The organism is Pseudoxanthomonas sp. PXM02 (assembly GCF_014851805.1).
Classification (GTDB): Bacteria; Pseudomonadota; Gammaproteobacteria; order Xanthomonadales; family Xanthomonadaceae; genus Pseudoxanthomonas_A.
Genome location: NZ_JACVAK010000001.1, coordinates 1,010,152 through 1,027,328, shown reverse-complemented (window position 1 = coordinate 1,027,328; position 17,177 = coordinate 1,010,152). Strand labels below are relative to the sequence as shown.

Genomic DNA, 17,177 nt, shown 5'->3' with positions numbered 1-17,177 from the left:
GCGCAGTACCTCGTCGACGGACCTGAAGGCCCGCGACGCTCCGGTCAAGGATGGCCGGTCCGGACCACCCGCAGTCCACTGTTACGACGCCAGGACGGCGACAGCGAAATCCAACGTCCCATCATTCACTAGGAATCCAACCCATGCGCCACCAGAAAGCCGGTCGCAAGTTCAACCGCACCAGCGCCCATCGCGAAGCGATGTTCCGCAACATGGCTGCCTCGCTCATCAAGCACGGCCTGATCAAGACCACCCTGCCGAAGGCCAAGGAACTGCGCCGCGTCGCCGAGCCGCTGATCACCCTCGGCAAGATCGATGGCGTCGCCAACCGCCGCCTCGCCTTCGCCCGCCTGCGTGACAAGGAAGCCGTCGGCACGCTGTTCACCACCCTCGGCCCGCGCTACCAGTCGCGTCCGGGTGGCTACCTGCGCATCCTGAAGTGCGGCTTCCGTGCCGGCGACAACGCCCCGATGGCGTACGTCGAGCTGGTCGATCGTCCGGAAGCGGCGGCCGAGTAAGCCCCGCTCCCCGTAAGACACCAGAAACCCCGGCCCATGCCGGGGTTTTTGCTTCTGTGCCTCGCGCGATTGCGGCACACGCGGCAAACCGTCGCAGGGTGACGCGCGACCTGCCTCGCATGGATAATGCGGACAAGACCTCACGCTACCGGTACCAATGAATCCTCTTCGCTGGAGTTTCCGCGCGCAGTGCTTCCTGGGTTTCGCGATCTGCGCAGGCCTGCTCGGCTACGCGCTGTACGTACAGTTCGCCCACCAGCTTGAGCCGTGCCCGTTCTGCATCTTCCAGCGATTGGCATTCGCCGCGACCGGCGTGCTGTTCCTGCTGGGTGCGCTGCATGGGCCGAGGAAGGCGGGCGGACGGCGTGTATACGGGGTGCTGGCGTTCCTCGGGGCAGCGACTGGTATCGGTATCGCGGGCAAGCACGTATGGGTGCAGCTGTATCCGCCGCTGATGCCGAGCTGTGGTCCTGGCTGGGACTACATGATCGAGAACAACACCTGGTTGGGCGTCGTCCAGAAGGTGCTCGCCGCCAAGGGCGACTGCAGCACGATCGACTGGAGTTTCCTCGGCCTGACCATGCCCATGTGGAGCCTGGTGTGGTTCGTGCTGCTGGCGATCTGGGCGCTCTGGATCGGCTTCCGCGCTCGCAGGACCTCCACCTTCCGCTGATTTGACGCGGCGCACCAATCTGGCACGATGGTGGGCCGCCAGGAGTCCACCATGAATCCGTCCGATCGCAATCTGCGCGCCGTCACCCTGCCGCCCAACTGGGCGCCGGACAGCTGGCGCGCGCGGCCGGCGATGCAGATGCCGACGTATCCCGACGCCACGGCGCTGGAATCCGCGCTGGGCGAACTGCGCCAACTGCCACCGCTGGTGACGTCGTGGGAGATCTTCTCGCTGAAGAAGCAGCTGGCCGAGGCGCAGGAGGGTAAGCGCTTCCTGCTGCAGGGCGGTGACTGTGCGGAGAACTTCAGCGACTGCGAATCCGGGCTGATCTCCAACCGGCTCAAGGTGCTGCTGCAGATGAGCCTGGTGCTGGTGCACGGCCTGCGCCTGCCGGTCGTGCGGGTCGGCCGTTTCGCGGGCCAGTACGCCAAGCCGCGCTCGGCGGATACCGAAACGCGTGATGGCGTCACGCTGCCCAGTTATCGCGGCGATGTGGTCAATGCGCCCGATTTCACGGCGGAAGCGCGCGTGCCCGATCCGCGTCGCATGATCAAGGCGCACGCGCGCTCGGCGATGACGATGAATTTCGTTCGCGCACTGATCGACGGTGGTTTCGCCGACCTGCACCATCCCGAGTACTGGAATCTCAACTGGGTTGGCTACTCGCCGCTGGCGGCCGAGTACCAGCAGATGGTCGCCTCGATCGGCGATGCGGTGAGGTTCATGGAGACGCTGTCGGGCTCCGAGGTGCACAACCTCAACCGCATCGATTTCTACACCTCGCACGAAGCACTGCTGCTGCCATACGAAGAAGCGCTGACCCGCGAGGTGCCGCGCCAGTGGGGCTGGTTCAACCTCAGCACGCACTATCCCTGGATCGGCATGCGGACTGCGGCCGTTGACGGCGCGCATGTGGAGTACCTGCGTGGCGTGCGCAATCCGATCGCCATCAAGGTTGGCCCGTCGGTGACGCCGGACCAGCTGCTGCGCCTCATCGACGTGCTGAATCCGGAAGACGAGGCTGGCCGCCTGACCTTCATCCACCGCATGGGCGCCGCGCAGATCGCCGACAAGTTGCCGCCGCTGCTCGACGCGGTACGCCGTGATGGTCGCCGCGTGCTGTGGGTCAGCGACCCCATGCACGGCAATACCGAAAGCACGAGCAACGGGTTCAAGACGCGCCGGTTCGACAATGTGCGCAGCGAAGTCGAGCAATCATTCGACCTGCATGCCGCCGCCGGTACGCGCCTGGGCGGCGTGCACCTGGAGCTGACGGGTGAGGACGTCACCGAGTGCACGGGCGGTGCGCGCGAACTCACCGATGCGGATCTGGAACGGGCGTATCGCTCCACCGTCGATCCCCGCCTGAACTACGAGCAGTCGCTGGAGATCGCGATGAGCATCGTGCGCAAGCAGAACCAGCTGGCCGCGCCTGCGGCACGTTGATCCGCTGCCCGCGGGGCGTTTCTAGGGCGCCGGCGTGTCGTCGCCGGCGCTGGCCTGCGGGATGTCCCAGGTCATGCCGCGCGCATACAGTTTGGCGAACTCCGCCGCGGGCACGGGCTTGCTGAAGTAGTTCCCCTGCAGTTCGTCGCAGCCGTTGGCGGCCAGCCAGGCGGCCTGCTCCAGCGTCTCCACGCCTTCGGCGATTGTGCGGCATTGCAGCTGTGAGGCCAGGCTGATGATCGCGCGCGTGATGGCGGCCTGGTTCGGCTCGGACACGTCCCGGACGAACGACTGGTCGATCTTCAGCACGTTGAAGCCGTAGTTGCCGAGGTAGCTGAGGCTTGAGAAGCCGGTGCCGAAGTCGTCGATGGCGATGCGCACGCCCAGTGCCTTCAGCGCGCGCAGCGTGCGGTCGGTGCGCTGTACGTCGCGCATCAGCGTGGTCTCGGTGACTTCCAGTTCGAGGAACTCGGCAGGCAGGCCGCTGTCCTGCAGCGCTTCCACCACGGTGTCCACCAGGTCGTCCGTGTCGAAGTTGGCCGCAGCGACGTTGACCGAGACGCGGATCGGCGGCAGGCCTGCCTGTTGCCAGATCCGGTTCTGCCGGCAGGCGGCGCGGATCGCCCACTGGTCGATGTCGACGATGAGGTTGGTTTCTTCCGCGATCGGCAGGAATTCGCCCGGCATCATAAGGCGATCGCCGCGCTGCCAGCGGGCCAGGCCTTCCACGCCGACGATGCGGCCGCTGACGCGGTCGACCTGCGGCTGGTAGTGCAGTGAAAGATCGCCGTTGCGCAGGCTGCGTCGCAGGCTGTTCTCCAGTTCGATGCGTGCGTCCACGCTGGAGGCCAGTTCGCGCGTATAGAAGCGCGTGGCGTTGCGGCCGTTGCGCTTGGCCAGGTACATGGCGGCATCGGCGCGCATCATCAGCGTGGCGGCATCGTAGCCGTCCTCCGGAAACAGGCTGATGCCGATGCTGAAGGCCTGGTGCAGCTCGTGCGACGCGACGGTGTAGGGCGTGCCACCGAGGGCCAGCAGGCGGTCGGCGAGCTGCAGCACGCTGTCGCGCGTCAGCACGTTCGGCAGCAACACCACGAATTCGTCGCCACCGGTGCGGTACACCGTGCCGAGGTTGCCGATGTTGCGCTGGAGGCGACGCGCCACCTGTTGCAGCAGTTCGTCGCCGGTGTGATGGCCGAGCGCATCGTTGACGTGCTTGAACAGGTCCAGGTCCAGGAACAGCACTGCGATGCCGTTGCCGTGGTTGGTCGCGTGGGTAATGGCTTGGCCGAGACGCTCGTTGAGCTGCAGCCGGTTCGGCAGGCCGGTCAATGCATCATGGTGTGCGAGGTAGGTCATGCGCGAACTGAGCGCGCGGGACTCGGTGATATCGCGCAGCACCATCACCGTGCCGACCATGCGCTCGTCGCGGTCGTGGATGGAAGACAGCGAGCACTCCACCAGCATGCGGCTGCCGTCGCGGCGCACCAGTTGCAGATCGCCTGGCTGCGCCATCGGATGCGGGGTGTCGTCGGACTCCTGCGCTTCGACACGCACCAGCGGCGCCACCTGGTCCAGTGGCTGGTCCAGCGCCTGTTCCAGGCTCCAGCCGCAGAGCGCCTCCGCGGTTGGATTCATGTAGGTCACGCGGCTCGCGACGTTCACGGTGATCACGGCTTCGCTGATGGAGGTCAGCGTGACCTCGGCCAGTTCGTTGGCGTCGTGCAGCGCGTGTTCCAGTCGGGCCTTCTCGGTGATGTCGATCGACATGACGAAGAAGCCGCAGACCCGCCCGGTCTCGTCGATGTCGGGCGTATAGAAGCTGTGCATCCGCCGCGCGCCGTCGGCCGTGGAGAAGCCGCTCTCGAACTCGCCGTCGCGCCCGGCGAGTGCGGCTTCGATGTGCGGCATGCGGCGCAGATAGGCTTCCTCGCCGAACAGCTCGCGCATGGCGACGCCGGGCTGCGGCGGCGTCCGCCACCGGACCTGGTCGGCGAAGGCGCGGTTGTGGAAGACCAGGCGCTGCTGCGCATCGAACTGGGCGATCATCGCCGGCAGGCGATCGGTCACACGCTTGAGGTGGTCGCGTGCCATTGCCAGTTCACGATGTGCCTGGCGCTGCTCGCTGACGTCGTTGCCCATCAGATACCAGCCGGCGATCTTCCGGCTGGATTCGACGTCGGGTACCAGGTACAGGTGCACGGCGCGCGCGGGCTGCCCCAGTTCGGCTTCCCACGCGATCCAGTGGTCCGGCGTGCAGTCCTGCATCGCGCGCTTGAGCGAGGCGAGGAAGTCGGGGGCATTGGCATGCACGTCGTCCACGTGCCGTTCGCTCCAGCTCTCGGTAGAACCCGACCACGCGCGGCATGCGCGATTGGCGAAGCCGTACCGGCCGCTGCCATCGATGTAGGCGATCAGGGCAGGGAGATGGTCAGCGACGGCGTCCAGCAACGCGCGGCTGCGGCGCTCCGTGCGCGCAAGGTTGTGCAGCAGCAGGAACAGCAGCAGGCCCAGGCCGATGCCGCACAGCGTCAGTAGGGCGATGGATGCCAGTCCGGGCACCGCTTCGCGCAACGGCGGCGATCGCAGCACCAGGCGCCACTCGCTTCCCAGCAGGCGGAACTCGCGTTGTGCGGTGAATGCCGGCTGCCAGTCGTCGCCGTAGCGGTCTTTCAGGGCCTGGGTCTGGAAGATCGGCTGTTCGCCATGGTCGCGTTCGAGCAACTGCAGATCGAATTCGTCGCCGCCGGCATGGCCGACCGCGTCCTCCATGACGCGCTGCCAGCCGAATCCGGCGGTAGCGAAGCCGCGCAACAGGCGGCGGCGCGCGTCCACGCTTTCGCGTGCCGCGACCGGATCGGCGTAGACCGGCGCGTACAGCAGGAAGCCGGCCAGGCCCGTGCTGCCCTTGGAGGCATCGCCCAGTGCGACCAGCGGAGCCGTGGCCAGTTCGCCGCTGTCGCGCGCGGATTCGATGGCGTCGCGGCGCACGGTTTCCGCCATCACGTCCTTGCCCAGCAAGGGCCGCATGCCCGGCGCATCCGGATACAGCAGGTCGATCACCACGTACTCGTCGCGGTCGCCGACGGGGTGGATGGCGAAGGCGTCGCCATAGCGCGTGCGCTGCGTGGCGAGGTAGGCATCGCGCTCTTCCAGACGCACGCGGCGGGCGAATCCCAGCCCGTGCACACCGGATTGGCGGGTGGGGATCTGCAGCTTCTCCACGAAGGCGTGGAAGCTGTCCTGTTCGATGTCCTGACGCCCCTCCAGCACGGCAGCGGCGGCGCGGACCGTGTCTTCGTAAGCATTCATGTGGGTCGCCACGGCCGTGGCCACCGCGTCGGCGCGGGCGTCGAACTGCGCACGCGCGTGTTCGCGGGTCTGTCGCCAGGCCGTCGTGGCGGCCCACAGCGACAGCAGGCAGGCAATCACCAGCACACCCCACGCCAGCGAATTCAGGTTGCGCTGCCGCCGTCGGGCGGTGGATCCGGATCCACTGAACGCCCGCAGTTCCGATGCCCGGTCCGCGCCTGACTCCACGCGAGAGATCCCCACCTGCTGGTCTGGTGGTTATGACGCCACGAACCCGTTACCGCTGCAAGCACTCGCGTGCACAAAACGGCTCACACTTGCCGCAGGACCTCAGCGGCGCGGTGTGCGTGGGGGTAGCGTCGGCCAATACTCGGGGGGCTTGCGCGCCCGCGTGCGCTGCTCGTAGTCATAGCCCAGCGCGATCAGCTGCGCTTCGCTCCAGGCCGGCCCGATGAAGACCAGGCCGAGTGGAAGACCGTCGCTGTGCCCCATCGGCACGGTGAGGCTGGGGTAGCCCGCGACGGCGGCGGCGCCGTAGCCCGCGCCGGGGAAGTGGTCGCCCGCCTTGTGGTCGGTCAGCCACGCAGGGCCCGTGGTCGGCGCGATCAGGGCGACCAGCTGCTGGGCCTTGAGGGCGGCATCGATGCCTTCCGGGCCCGCCAGGCGCCGCGCGCGGCTGCGGGCGGCGATGTACTCCGCGTCGCCGAGCCCGCCCTTGGCGTTGGCCTGCTCGAACAGCTCCTGGCCGAAGAACGGCATCTCTGAGACGCGGTACTGCTCGTTGTAGCCGATCAGTTGCGTCAGCGTCGTCAGCGGGGCCTTGCGCTCGGTCAGGTAGCGCTCCACGCCGTGCTTGAACTCGTACAGCATCAGCTGCAGCTCGTCCTCGTTCCACTGGCCGTCGGTCGGGATCTCCGTATCGACGATGATCGCGCCGGCTTCTCGCATCACCTGGATCGCGCCTTCCAGCGCGGCGGCGGCATCGGGATGGATCGCCGCCTTGCTGCGCAGTACGCCGATGCGGGCGCCCTTCAACGCGCCGGGCTTCAAACGCGCGCTGTAATCGAGTGTGGTGTTCCAGGCGGCCTGGGTGGTCGCCGCATCCGCGGTATCCCGTCCTGCCAGTGCAGCGAGCAGCAGCGCGGCATCCGACACGCTGCGTGCGATCGGGCCGGCGGTGTCCTGACTGTGCGAGATCGGCAGGATGCCCTGCCGGCTGACCAGGCCGACCGTCGGCTTCAGGCCGACCACGCCGTTGATCGCGGCGGGGCAGAGGATGCTGCCATGGGTTTCGGTGCCTACGCTGATGGTGACCAGGTTGGCCGACACCGCCACCGCACTGCCCGAGCTCGATCCGCACGGATTGCGGTCCAGCGCATAGGGATTGCGGGTCTGGCCACCCCGGCCGCTCCAGCCGGAGGTGGAATGCGTGGAACGGAAGTTGGCCCACTCGCTCAGGTTGGCCTTGCCGAGGATGACCGCGCCGGCGTCGCGCAGGCGACGGACCAGGAAGGCGTCCTGGCCCGGGTGGAAGTCCTTCAGCGCCAGCGAGCCGGCGGAGGTGGCCATCGGCACGGCGTCGATGTTGTCCTTCAGCAGCACCGGGATGCCGTGCAGCGGGCCGCGCACGGCGTTCGCACGCCGTTCGACATCGCGCAGCGCGGCTTCCTTCAGCGCGTCCGGATTCAGTTCGATCACCGCGTTGAGCTGCGGTCCCGCTTTGTCGACGGCGGCGATGCGGTCCAGGTAGGCCTGCGTCAGCTTGCGGCTGTCGAGCTCGCCCGCCTGCATGCGTGCCTGCAGGTCGGCGATGTCGAGTTCGGCGTAGATGAAGTCGGTCGGTGCCGGCGCGGTCGTGGCCGGGGGCGGCGCCGGCTGGCAGGCTGCCAGAGCGAGCATCAGGCCAAGCGGCAGCAGGGATCGACGCATGCGGGCACCTTAGCGGGGTTGCCGCAGGCTACGCAGCCGCGCGCCTGCGCGTCAAATCTTCCTGCGCCGGCGGATGTCGCGCCAGAGCACCCACACGATCACGAGATTGATGGCCAGCAGCGCGCCCGTCGGCCAGCCGGGATGGTGGTAGAGCGCGTGGATTTCCAGCGGCAGGTAGGCCGCCGAACCGATGCAGCCCAGCCACGAGGCCCAGGCGCGTGCACGCCACAGGCCCCAGGCTTCCAGCAGGCGCATGGCGGCGTAGACCGCGATGACCAGAACGGCGATGTGGACGGACTCGGGATTGATCTTGTCGAGCCACTGGCCCATCACGCCAGGACCGGCGCTGGGCACGATGCGCGCGACGATCGCCTGCACGCTCTCGCGCAGGCGATCGGGACCCAAAGCCAGCAGGCCGCCGGCGAAGGCCAGGGCCAGCACGCCCTTGGCGCCCTCGAACAAGGCGATGGCGTGCAGGCCGGGATGCGCCCTGGGATCCGGGTTGTACGCGGACGTCTCCAAGGCGCGGTGCGGCGATCAGGCGGCGCGCGAGGCGCGCTTGCGATCGCTTTCGGTCAGGAACTTCTTGCGCAGGCGGATTTCCTTCGGCGTGATCTCGACCAGTTCGTCGTCGTCGATGAAGTCCAGCGCCTGCTCCAGCGAGAACTTGATTGCCGGGGTCAGCTGGATGGCGTCGTCCTTGCCCGAGGCGCGCATGTTGGTCAGCGGCTTGGTCTTGATCGCGTTGACGGTCAGGTCGTTGTCCTTGGAGTGGATACCGATCAGCTGGCCTTCGTACACGTTGTCGCCTTCGGCGGCGAACAGCTTGCCACGCTCCTGCAGCGGGCCCAGCGAGTAGGCCGGCGTGGCGCCCGGCGCATTGGCGATCATCACGCCGTTCAGGCGCTTGGCGATGGCGCCCTGTTCCTTCGGACCGTAGTGGTCGAACACGTGGAACAGCAGGCCCGAGCCCTGGGTCAGCGTCTTGAACTCGTTCTGGAAGCCGATCAGGCCACGCGCCGGAATCTGGTAGTCCAGGCGCACGCGGCCCTTGCCGTCCGGTTCCATGTTCTTCAGCTGGCCCTTGCGGACGCCGAGCTTCTCCATCACGCCGCCCTGGTGGGTCTCTTCCACGTCGACGACGAGCTGCTCGATCGGCTCCATCTGCTGGCCGTCGATTTCCTTGATGATCACTTCCGGACGCGACACGGCCAGTTCATAGCCTTCGCGACGCATGTTCTCGATCAGCACCGACAGGTGCAGCTCGCCACGGCCGGAGACCAGGAACTTGTCCGCGTCTTCCAGCTGCTCGACCTTCAGTGCCACGTTGTGCACGGTTTCGCGCTCCAGGCGCTCCTTCAGCTGGCGGCTGGTCAGGAACTTGCCGCCCGACAGGTCCTTGTTGCCGGCGAACGGCGAGTTGTTGACCTGGAAGGTCATCGAAATGGTCGGTTCGTCGACGGTCAGGGCCGGCAGCGCTTCCGGGGTGTCCAGCGCGCAGACGGTGTCGGAGATCGTCAGGTCCTGGATGCCCGAGATGGCGACGATGTCACCCGCCTCGGCGCTGTCCTGCTCGATGCGCTCCAGGCCCAGGAAGCCCAGCACCTGCAGCACCTTGCCCTGGCGCTTCTTGCCTTCGCGGTCGATCACGGCGACCGGCATGTTCTTCTTCAGCGTGCCGCGCTGGATGCGGCCGATGCCGATGACGCCGACGAAGTTGTTGTAGTCCAGCTGGCTGATGCGCATCTGGAAGGCGCCTTCCGGATCGACTTCCGGCTTCGGCGCGTGCTGCATGATCGCTTCGTACAGCGGGGTCATGTCGCCGCCGCGGACGCTGTCTTCCAGGCCGGCGTAGCCGTTCAGCGCCGACGCGTAGACGATCGGGAAGTCCATCTGCTCGGGCGTGGCGCCCAGGCGGTCGAACAGGTCCCACACCTGCTCCACGACCCACTCCGGACGCGAGCCCGGGCGGTCGACCTTGTTGATCACCACGATCGGCTTGAAGCCCATCGCGAACGCCTTCTGGGTGACGAAGCGCGTCTGCGGCATCGGGCCGTCCATCGCGTCGACCAGGATCAGCACGGTGTCGACCATCGACAGCACGCGCTCGACCTCGCCGCCGAAGTCGGCGTGGCCCGGGGTGTCGACGATGTTGATGCGGTTGCCCTGCCAGGTGATGGCGGTGTTCTTGGCCAGGATCGTGATGCCACGTTCCTTTTCCTGGTCGTTGCTGTCCATCACGCGCTCGGCCAGCACGGTGCGCTCGGAGAGGGTGCCGGACTGCTTCAGCAGCTGGTCGACGAGGGTGGTCTTGCCATGGTCGACGTGCGCGACGATCGCGATATTGCGGAGGTTTTGGATGGACATGCCGAAGGGGCGCGAACGGGCGCGCTCAGAGTGGGGAAAGGAAGCGGCGTATTATAACGGGCTGCGGTGCGCTAAGCACCTGATTTATCGAAAAACGCCAGAATGAACGCCGCCGCCGGGGCCCGCCCTTGAAATCCCTGGCCGGCGCCGTGATCTGGCAACAGGGCCGGACCCGCACCGCGGAGCCTGGTCTTCCCCATCGCAGCCCCTGTCGACACCGGCCGGGTCGGCGGGTCCGCCGCACCCCGTCCCCAGACCGACTCCTGATACCGGGTGGGGCAGGGGACGGAACGCAAGCGACGGCCCGCAGCGCCTTTTTTTCACCCTGGAGAACCGTTCCATGAGTCAGTTGACCGCCACCTTCGACACCTCCCGCGGCCCGATCGTGATCGAGCTGTACCCCGACAAGGCCCCGTTGACGGTCGCCAACTTCGTCAACCTGGCCAAGCGTGGCTTCTACGACGGCCTGAACTTCCACCGCGTCATCGCCGATTTCATGATCCAGGGCGGTTGCCCGGAAGGCTCCGGCCGCGGCGGCCCGGGCTACCGTTTCGAGGACGAGACCAACAACGGCGTGCGCCATGAGCGCGGCGTGCTTTCGATGGCCAACGCCGGCCCGAATACCAACGGCAGCCAGTTCTTCATCACCCACGTGCCCACCCCGCACCTGGATGGCCGCCACACCGTGTTCGGCAAGGTCCTGGAAGGTCAGGACGTCGTGGATTCGGTCAAGCAGGGCGACCTGATCACCAAGGTGACCATCGCCGGCGACGCCGATGCCGTGCTGGCCGCCAAGGCCGAGCGCGTGGCGGAGTGGAACCGCTTCCTGTCCGCGTGATGGAATGAAAGGGCCGGTCACTGACCGGCCCTTTTTCTTTGGGAGCACCACCATGAAGGATCGCTGCCTGCGCTTCGTGCGCCTGGCCCTGCTGCTCGCGGCCGTCGTGATGCTGACGTCCTGCCGCCAGGACGCCGATACCGACCCCATCGAGGCGGCGCCGGAAGTCGAGCTGCCGTCGGCGCAAAGCTTCCAGCAGAGCCTGGAAGGTCTGTGGAGCACGGAAGAAAGCGAGGGGGACGACGCGGAAACGCTCTATCTCTTTGAATGGCAGGCGAGTGGCGGGCTGCGCGTGGTGCGTGACGGCGTCTGGCTCAACGGTACCGTCGAGGATGTCGACCTGGACAATGGCACGCTGGCCCTGCACGTGACCTCGGACAGCGGGCCGAGCGAGACCGTCACGGTGCGCAAGGTGCCGGACGCGACGACGGAAGGCGCCTTCACCCTGCGGATTACCTGGGGCGGCGGCCAGACCGAAGACCTGGGTTTCGTGCGCCGGCTGACCGCGCGTGACCGCGAGGGCGTGGCGGAAGCGATCCGCACCGCCGGGCAGGGCGAAGACAGTCCCTGCGAAACCGACGCGCCCGCCGGCAGCGTGCGTGCGGCGCTGGTCTGCGGGCACGAGGAGTTCGGCGCGCTGGATGCCGGCATGCGCAAGCAGTTCAAGGAACTGGCGGACCGCTATCCCGACGGCGACAGGACGGTGGCCGCGGCGACCCGCCAACTGGATGCCTGCGACTCGCCGTCCTGCCTGCGCGCGGCCTATGCGCAGTGGCAGGCCTATTTCGACGAGAACTACGACCTGGGCGACGTCGTCGACTACCAGTGACCGGGGGCCGGTGATGCCCGCGGCCTAGACCATGGGCTAGTCGGTCGCGGCGGGGTGCCGTGATACCATTTTGCGCCGCAAAAACGACGGCGGCGACGCTCCCTAACCGTTCCCACGCGAGGTTGTGCAATGCCCCTGCTTGCCCGGCGCATCGGTCGCGCCAAGCCAAGTGCGATCATGGCGGTGGCCGAGAAGGCCAAGAAGCTGAAGGCCGAAGGCCGCGACATCATCAGCTTTTCGATCGGCGTTCCGAATTTCCTGCCCGGCGACCACGTCTACCAGGCCGCGCGCGACGCGCTGGCGAAGGACTCCGGCCAGTACGGCAGCAACCGTGGCACCGATGCGCTGCTCGATGCCTTCCTGCAGCACATAGAAGCGCTCGGCCTGACCGGCTACACCCGCGCCAACCTGTCCACTGGCATTGGCGCCAAGCACATCCTGTACAACCTGGCCGAGTCGCTGCTGGACGAAGGCGACACCATCGCCTATCCGTCGCCGTACTGGACCACGTACGCCGACATCGCCGACATCGTCAACGCGAAGGCCGTGCCGCTGCCGTGTCCGGCCAGCCAGGATTACAAGCTGACGCCGGCGCAACTCGACGAGGCGCTGGCGACGCACAAACCCAAAGTCTTCCTGTTCAACAACCCGTCCAATCCGACGGGCATGGTCTACACGCGCGACGAGATCGCTGCGCTGGCCGACGTGCTGGTGAAGTATCCGGACACCTGGATCATCACCGACGACATCTACAACCGCATGCTGTTCGACGGCCTGGCCTACACCAACTTCGTGCAGGCGCGGCCGGAACTGCGCGAGCGCACGGTGTTCGTCGACTCGCTGTCGAAGACCTATGGCATGCCGGGCTGGCGCGTCGGTTTCATGGCCGGTCCGGAGTCCGTCGCGAAAGCGCTGACCACGATGAACTCCAACCACATCACCAACGTGCCGGAAGTGGTCACCGCCGCGGCGATCGCTGCGCTGACCGGTCCGCAGGACGTGCCCGCGCAGAAGAACGCCGAGTTCCAGGCCAAGCGCGACCAGGTGCTGGCGGCGATGGAGGCGATCCCGGGCGTGGTCTGCCCGCGTCCGCAGGGCGCGTTCTACGTGTTCCCCGACATCAGCTGCGCATTCGGCAAGTCGCTTAACGGCGTGAAGATCGAGAACGACGTCGACTTCTGCAACGCGCTGCTCGAGGCCAAGGGCGTGGCCTGCGTGCCGGGTTCCGCGTTCGGCGAGCCGCGCGCGCTGCGCATCAGCTACACCTGCCCGACGCCGCAGCTGGCGCCGGGCCTGCAACGCTTCCAGGAATTTTTCGCCGAGTTGAAGTAATCGCACTGTGGGCCACGGCCCACGCTGTCCCCACGCGGCGGGCCGATGCCCGCCCTACGAAACCCCGAGGATCCGCATCATGAAAACCCCCGTCCGTGTTGCCGTCACCGGCGCTGCTGGCCAGATCGGCTACGCGCTGCTGTTCCGCATCGCCTCCGGCGAAATGCTGGGCAAGGACCAGCCGGTCATCCTGCAGCTGCTCGAGCTGCCGCTGGAGAAGGCCCAGGCCGCGCTGCAGGGCGTGATCATGGAGCTGGAAGACTGCGCGTTCCCGCTGCTGGCCGGCATCGTCGGCACCGATGATCCGGAAGTCGCGTTCAAGGACGCCGACGTCGCCCTGCTGGTCGGCGCGCGTCCGCGCGGCCCGGGCATGGAGCGCAAGGACCTGCTGCTGGAGAACGCCAAGATCTTCACCGCCCAGGGCGCCGCGCTGAACAAGGTCGCGTCGCGCAACGTCAAGGTGCTGGTGGTCGGCAACCCGGCCAACACCAACGCCTACATCGCGATGAAGTCCGCGCCGGACCTGCCGGCCAAGAACTTCACCGCCATGCTGCGCCTGGACCACAACCGCGCGCTGTCGCAGCTGGCCAACAAGGCTGGCGTGGCCGTCGGCGACATCGAGAAGCTGGTCGTGTGGGGCAACCACAGCCCGACCATGTATCCGGACTACCGCTTCGCCACCGTCAACGGCCAGTCGCTGAAGGACAAGATCAACGACGCCGACTGGAACGCCAACGAGTTCATTCCGAAGGTCGGCAAGCGCGGCGCCGCGATCATCGAAGCGCGCGGCCTGTCGTCGGCCGCGTCGGCCGCCAACGCCGCCATCGACCACGTGCGCGACTGGGTGCTGGGCAGCAACGGCAAGTGGGTGACGATGGGCATTCCGTCCGATGGCAGCTACGGCATTCCGGAAGGCGTGATGTTCGGCTTCGCCGTCACCACCGAGAACGGTGAGTACACGATGGTGAAGGACCTGCCGGTCGACGCCTTCAGCCAGGCCGCCATCGACAAGACGCTGGGCGAGCTGGAAGAAGAGCGCAGCGGCGTGGCGCACCTGCTGGGCTGATGGATCAAGCTTCCACGACAAAAAAGCCGGGCTTTGCCCGGCTTTTTTGGTTTAACCTGCGGCCGAGAGCTTCATCTGGCGATGGTAGGTCTGGCATGTGGTGTGTATTCGAGGCATGGATGTAAGTGTCATCAACCAAGGAGGATTGAATGAGCTTTCTATTGAGGGTCTTTACAGTTTTTGTCATGTGCGCTCCCTGCGTGGCATTCGCACAATCTTCCCGGCTCAGTGGCGCGTTTTTGCACTTCGGGTATGGTGCGAATGAGGAAGTCATCCGGGATGACCAGATTCCTGCGCTGCTGGATGAGCTTCAGGATCTGGGAAATGACGCCATAATTATCAATCAGACGCGGGCGGGGAAAACGCAAGCCTGTGCAACGTCATCGACCCAGTTCGAATGGGTGAAGGGCTTTCCTTCCAAGCTATCCACATTGCTGGATGCGGCGCACTCTCGCGGAATTTCTGTATTCGTTGGAACGACGTTGAGTTCGGGGTGCTGGAATTTCTGGCAGGGCACTAATTCCTTGTCAATTGAACAGGACGTTTATCAAAGCCACGCACTGGTAGCACAGCAGTACGCATCTCATCCGGCGTTCTCGGGCTGGTACGTGTCCGATGAGCCGGGATTGTTGGATGCTGACAAGCACGCGCACTATCAGCGGGTGGTTGCTGCTCTTAAGGATGTGGCACCTGGAAAGCTTGTGCTGGTTGCACCACATTTCTCAGAAGCGGAAAGCCTTTCGCCAGCAACGATCGCGTCCAGGGCGCTGGCATTCAGAAGCGCGACCGGAGTCGACATTCAGGTGTGGCAGGACAACCTGGGTGCAACGAAGTTGTTTCATTGGTCGCGCGCTGGCTACTCGTCGGAGCAGTATTACAGTGCGCTTGCGTCAGCGCTGGGCGCCAGTGGGCTGTGGGCGGACATTGAAGTTTTCAACTACGGAAAGCCGCTTATAAATCGAGTCGGCGGGGTGATGACCGGCGGATACCGTTCGGCCTCAGCGACTCGCATCAATCAGCAGCTTTGGAGCGCACGTGCTGCCGCAAAGCGCGTTTCATGGTTGCACCAGTGGCATATGTCGGAGGTCATAGGCCCCAGCCGGGGATACGTTGAAGCGCCTCTGGCGCAAGGTCTCTATCGGTCGATCTACGGCATTGGCGGAGCGGCCCGCCTGACTTCACTTAATTATTCTGGTTACTCGTTCGGTACCTCTCCAAACGCTTCTTATCCTGATTCAACAGGCTTTGAACTGTTCGATGGACAGACTGGCGACCCCATGAATCCAACGGATCGGGCGTGGATCGGGATTCCGGGCGCAGCCGGAGTGGTAAAAATGACGGTGGATCTCGGGGTTGCAAAAAAGACTGACTGGATTGGTCTGCATATGCTTACCTATCCATCGTGGGGCATCAGGTCCTCCACATCGGCAGATGTTTATTGCGGACAGTCGCTTGGAAGCCTCAACAAGGTTGCGACTATTTCGTCGCCGTTTTCTGCCGCGGCGCTCTTGACGTCTACTGGTGAAGAGTACCTGCTTGGAAACACGAGTCCGATTTCTGCGGTTTGCAGATTTATTGAGTTGAGAGTGGTTACCAATGGAAGTTGGCTGTTTGTGAGCGAGCTTGAGCTTGCGTCTGATTAGGTCGATTGCATGTTTCCGTCCGGTCGGTGGGTAGTTCGTGGAAAAGTGCCGATATCTTCCGGCATCAGCCGATAGCTCTTCACTCTGGGCGGATCGTGCCGGCATGGTGTACAAGAAGCGCCGGAGATCCCGGCGCTTTTTTTTGCCCCGTGCGGGGTGGGCGACCGGCAGAGAGGGAGCACATGATCGTTCCGCAGTACTGGGCCGAAGGGCGGTTGCGGCACCGTGCAAAGGGCCGGCAGGTCACCGTGCGCCGCTTCGGCTGGTCGGACTTGAGTCAGGAAGATGCGCAGGCGCTCGCGGACCAGCGCACGCGCGAGGCCTTCGACGAGGTGCTGGCCGGCGTGCCGTTGCCTCGCCGCGAGGACAAGCGGGCCTACAACGGTGCCGTGGGCGTGCCGATCCGCGAGGAGATCGTCGCGCGGGAAGGCGACTGCGTCATCACGCGCAACTCTTATGGCGCGCTTTGCCTCAATACGCCGAATGCATTGTTCGTGGATATCGACCTGCACGATCCAGGGCCGGAGCCGGCGCTCAAGCGCAAGGTCCGATGGCCGCTGCTGGCCTTGGCCCTGTGGGCCGGTCTGGCAGCTTCGTCGTGGCTGGTCGGCATCGTGGCGGCCGCGTTCGCGCTGTGGCTGGCCGCATGGGTCAGTCGTCGCATCCACGCATCATGCATGGGCAGGGATGGTGGTCCGGAGGCTCGGGCGGATCGTCGGATCGAGGCCTTTGTCGAGCAGCATCCGGATTGGCAACTACGCCAGTACCGCACCCCCGCGGGCATCCGGCTGCTGGCGATGCACCGTGCGTTCGATCCGCAGGAGCGGGAGGTCGAAGCCTGTTTCACCGCGTTACAGACCGATCCGGTGTACGCCGTGATGTGTGTGCGCCAGCATTGCTTCCGCGCGCGGGTCAGCCCCAAGCCATGGCGCATCGGCATCGGCCAGCACATGCGGCCACGTCCCGGCACATGGCCGATCGATCCGGAACGCATGGCCGACCGCATGCGTTGGGTGGCCGAGTACGAGCGACGTTCCGAAGGTTTTGCGGCATGCCGCTACGTCCGCACGCTCGGCGATGGCGCGACCGATCCCGGCATCGACGCCGTGCGAGCGCTGCACGATCGCCTGTGCCGCGCGGAGAGCACGTTGCCACTGGCGTGACCGGGCGTTTACTTCCCGCCCTCGGCTCGCACGACGACCTGCGATAGGATCGCTGCCGATT

Annotated in this window: 13 protein-coding genes; 9 read left to right on the top strand and 4 right to left on the bottom strand. The window is 65.9% G+C overall.

The genetic code is table 11. The features are described from left to right. Positions 1 to 143 precede the first annotated feature (143 nt). The 3 genes from rplQ (at position 144) to IB225_RS04885 (ending at position 2,637) form a co-directional block, all read left to right on the top strand. On the top strand, positions 144 to 518 hold the full coding sequence (rplQ, locus tag IB225_RS04895; RefSeq protein WP_062352388.1) for a 50S ribosomal protein L17: 375 nt from the start codon (positions 144 to 146) through the stop codon (positions 516 to 518). Positions 519 to 675: 157 nt separating this feature from the next. Next, positions 676 to 1,191: a disulfide bond formation protein B gene (locus IB225_RS04890; protein WP_192310110.1), complete on the top strand. Its 516-nt coding sequence runs from the start codon at positions 676 to 678 to the stop codon at positions 1,189 to 1,191. A gap of 51 nt (positions 1,192 to 1,242) precedes the next feature. Beyond that, positions 1,243 to 2,637: a 3-deoxy-7-phosphoheptulonate synthase class II gene (locus tag IB225_RS04885; protein ID WP_192310109.1), complete on the top strand. Its 1,395-nt coding sequence runs from the start codon at positions 1,243 to 1,245 to the stop codon at positions 2,635 to 2,637. Between the two features lie 21 nt (positions 2,638 to 2,658). On the opposite strand, the gene IB225_RS04880 is transcribed toward IB225_RS04885, so the two are convergent. From IB225_RS04880 to typA, 4 genes are all read right to left on the bottom strand, one after another. Further along, positions 2,659 to 6,177, bottom strand: coding sequence for an EAL domain-containing protein (locus tag IB225_RS04880; RefSeq protein ID WP_192310108.1), 3,519 nt, complete (start codon positions 6,175 to 6,177; stop codon positions 2,659 to 2,661). A gap of 102 nt (positions 6,178 to 6,279) precedes the next feature. After that, positions 6,280 to 7,878 carry an amidase gene (locus IB225_RS04875; protein ID WP_192310107.1) on the bottom strand — a complete coding sequence of 533 codons (1,599 nt, stop codon included), beginning with the start codon at positions 7,876 to 7,878 and terminating at the stop codon, positions 6,280 to 6,282. 51 nt (positions 7,879 to 7,929) lie between these two features. Beyond that, the gene (locus IB225_RS04870) at positions 7,930 to 8,400 is read right to left on the bottom strand and encodes a DUF2127 domain-containing protein (protein ID WP_192310106.1); all 471 of its coding nucleotides are present in this window, start codon (positions 8,398 to 8,400) and stop codon (positions 7,930 to 7,932) included. Between the two features lie 15 nt (positions 8,401 to 8,415). Then, entirely contained in the window at positions 8,416 to 10,245 is a 1,830-nt protein-coding gene (gene typA / locus IB225_RS04865; RefSeq protein ID WP_192310105.1) for a translational GTPase TypA, read from the bottom strand. 340 nt (positions 10,246 to 10,585) lie between these two features. Between typA and IB225_RS04860 the strand changes: the two genes are divergently transcribed. From IB225_RS04860 to IB225_RS04835, 6 genes are all read left to right on the top strand, one after another. Next, positions 10,586 to 11,083 carry a peptidylprolyl isomerase gene (locus IB225_RS04860; protein WP_192310104.1) on the top strand — a complete coding sequence of 166 codons (498 nt, stop codon included), beginning with the start codon at positions 10,586 to 10,588 and terminating at the stop codon, positions 11,081 to 11,083. 52 nt (positions 11,084 to 11,135) lie between these two features. Continuing rightward, positions 11,136 to 11,912: a hypothetical protein gene (locus tag IB225_RS04855; RefSeq protein ID WP_192310103.1), complete on the top strand. Its 777-nt coding sequence runs from the start codon at positions 11,136 to 11,138 to the stop codon at positions 11,910 to 11,912. A 129-nt stretch (positions 11,913 to 12,041) separates the two neighbouring features. Continuing rightward, the gene (locus IB225_RS04850; RefSeq protein WP_192310102.1) at positions 12,042 to 13,244 is read left to right on the top strand and encodes a pyridoxal phosphate-dependent aminotransferase; all 1,203 of its coding nucleotides are present in this window, start codon (positions 12,042 to 12,044) and stop codon (positions 13,242 to 13,244) included. Positions 13,245 to 13,323: 79 nt separating this feature from the next. After that, complete coding sequence (locus IB225_RS04845) at positions 13,324 to 14,310, top strand: malate dehydrogenase (protein ID WP_192310101.1); 987 nt, start codon at positions 13,324 to 13,326, stop codon at positions 14,308 to 14,310. Between the two features lie 149 nt (positions 14,311 to 14,459). Then, a complete protein-coding gene (locus IB225_RS04840) occupies positions 14,460 to 15,953 on the top strand; it encodes a DUF4434 domain-containing protein (RefSeq protein ID WP_225583274.1) in 1,494 nt (497 codons plus the stop codon). Between the two features lie 182 nt (positions 15,954 to 16,135). Then, positions 16,136 to 17,116 (top strand): hypothetical protein, encoded by a 981-nt coding sequence (locus IB225_RS04835; RefSeq protein WP_192310100.1) that lies wholly within the window; start codon positions 16,136 to 16,138, stop codon positions 17,114 to 17,116. The last annotated feature ends 61 nt before the right edge of the window (positions 17,117 to 17,177 follow it).

Bases quoted from the DNA above. Each gene is read 5' to 3' on its own strand.
- IB225_RS04835 (WP_192310100.1), top strand. From the start codon at position 16,136: ATGATCGTTCCGCAGTACTGGGCCGAAGGGCGGTTGCGGCACCGTGCA.
- IB225_RS04885 (WP_192310109.1), top strand. From the start codon at position 1,243: ATGAATCCGTCCGATCGCAATCTGCGCGCCGTCACCCTGCCGCCCAAC.
- IB225_RS04890 (WP_192310110.1), top strand. From the start codon at position 676: ATGAATCCTCTTCGCTGGAGTTTCCGCGCGCAGTGCTTCCTGGGTTTC.
- typA (WP_192310105.1), bottom strand. From the start codon at position 10,245: ATGTCCATCCAAAACCTCCGCAATATCGCGATCGTCGCGCACGTCGAC.
- IB225_RS04855 (WP_192310103.1), top strand. From the start codon at position 11,136: ATGAAGGATCGCTGCCTGCGCTTCGTGCGCCTGGCCCTGCTGCTCGCG.
- rplQ (WP_062352388.1), top strand. From the start codon at position 144: ATGCGCCACCAGAAAGCCGGTCGCAAGTTCAACCGCACCAGCGCCCAT.
- IB225_RS04845 (WP_192310101.1), top strand. From the start codon at position 13,324: ATGAAAACCCCCGTCCGTGTTGCCGTCACCGGCGCTGCTGGCCAGATC.
- IB225_RS04860 (WP_192310104.1), top strand. From the start codon at position 10,586: ATGAGTCAGTTGACCGCCACCTTCGACACCTCCCGCGGCCCGATCGTG.
- IB225_RS04850 (WP_192310102.1), top strand. From the start codon at position 12,042: ATGCCCCTGCTTGCCCGGCGCATCGGTCGCGCCAAGCCAAGTGCGATC.
- IB225_RS04840 (WP_225583274.1), top strand. From the start codon at position 14,460: ATGAGCTTTCTATTGAGGGTCTTTACAGTTTTTGTCATGTGCGCTCCC.
- IB225_RS04875 (WP_192310107.1), bottom strand. From the start codon at position 7,878: ATGCGTCGATCCCTGCTGCCGCTTGGCCTGATGCTCGCTCTGGCAGCC.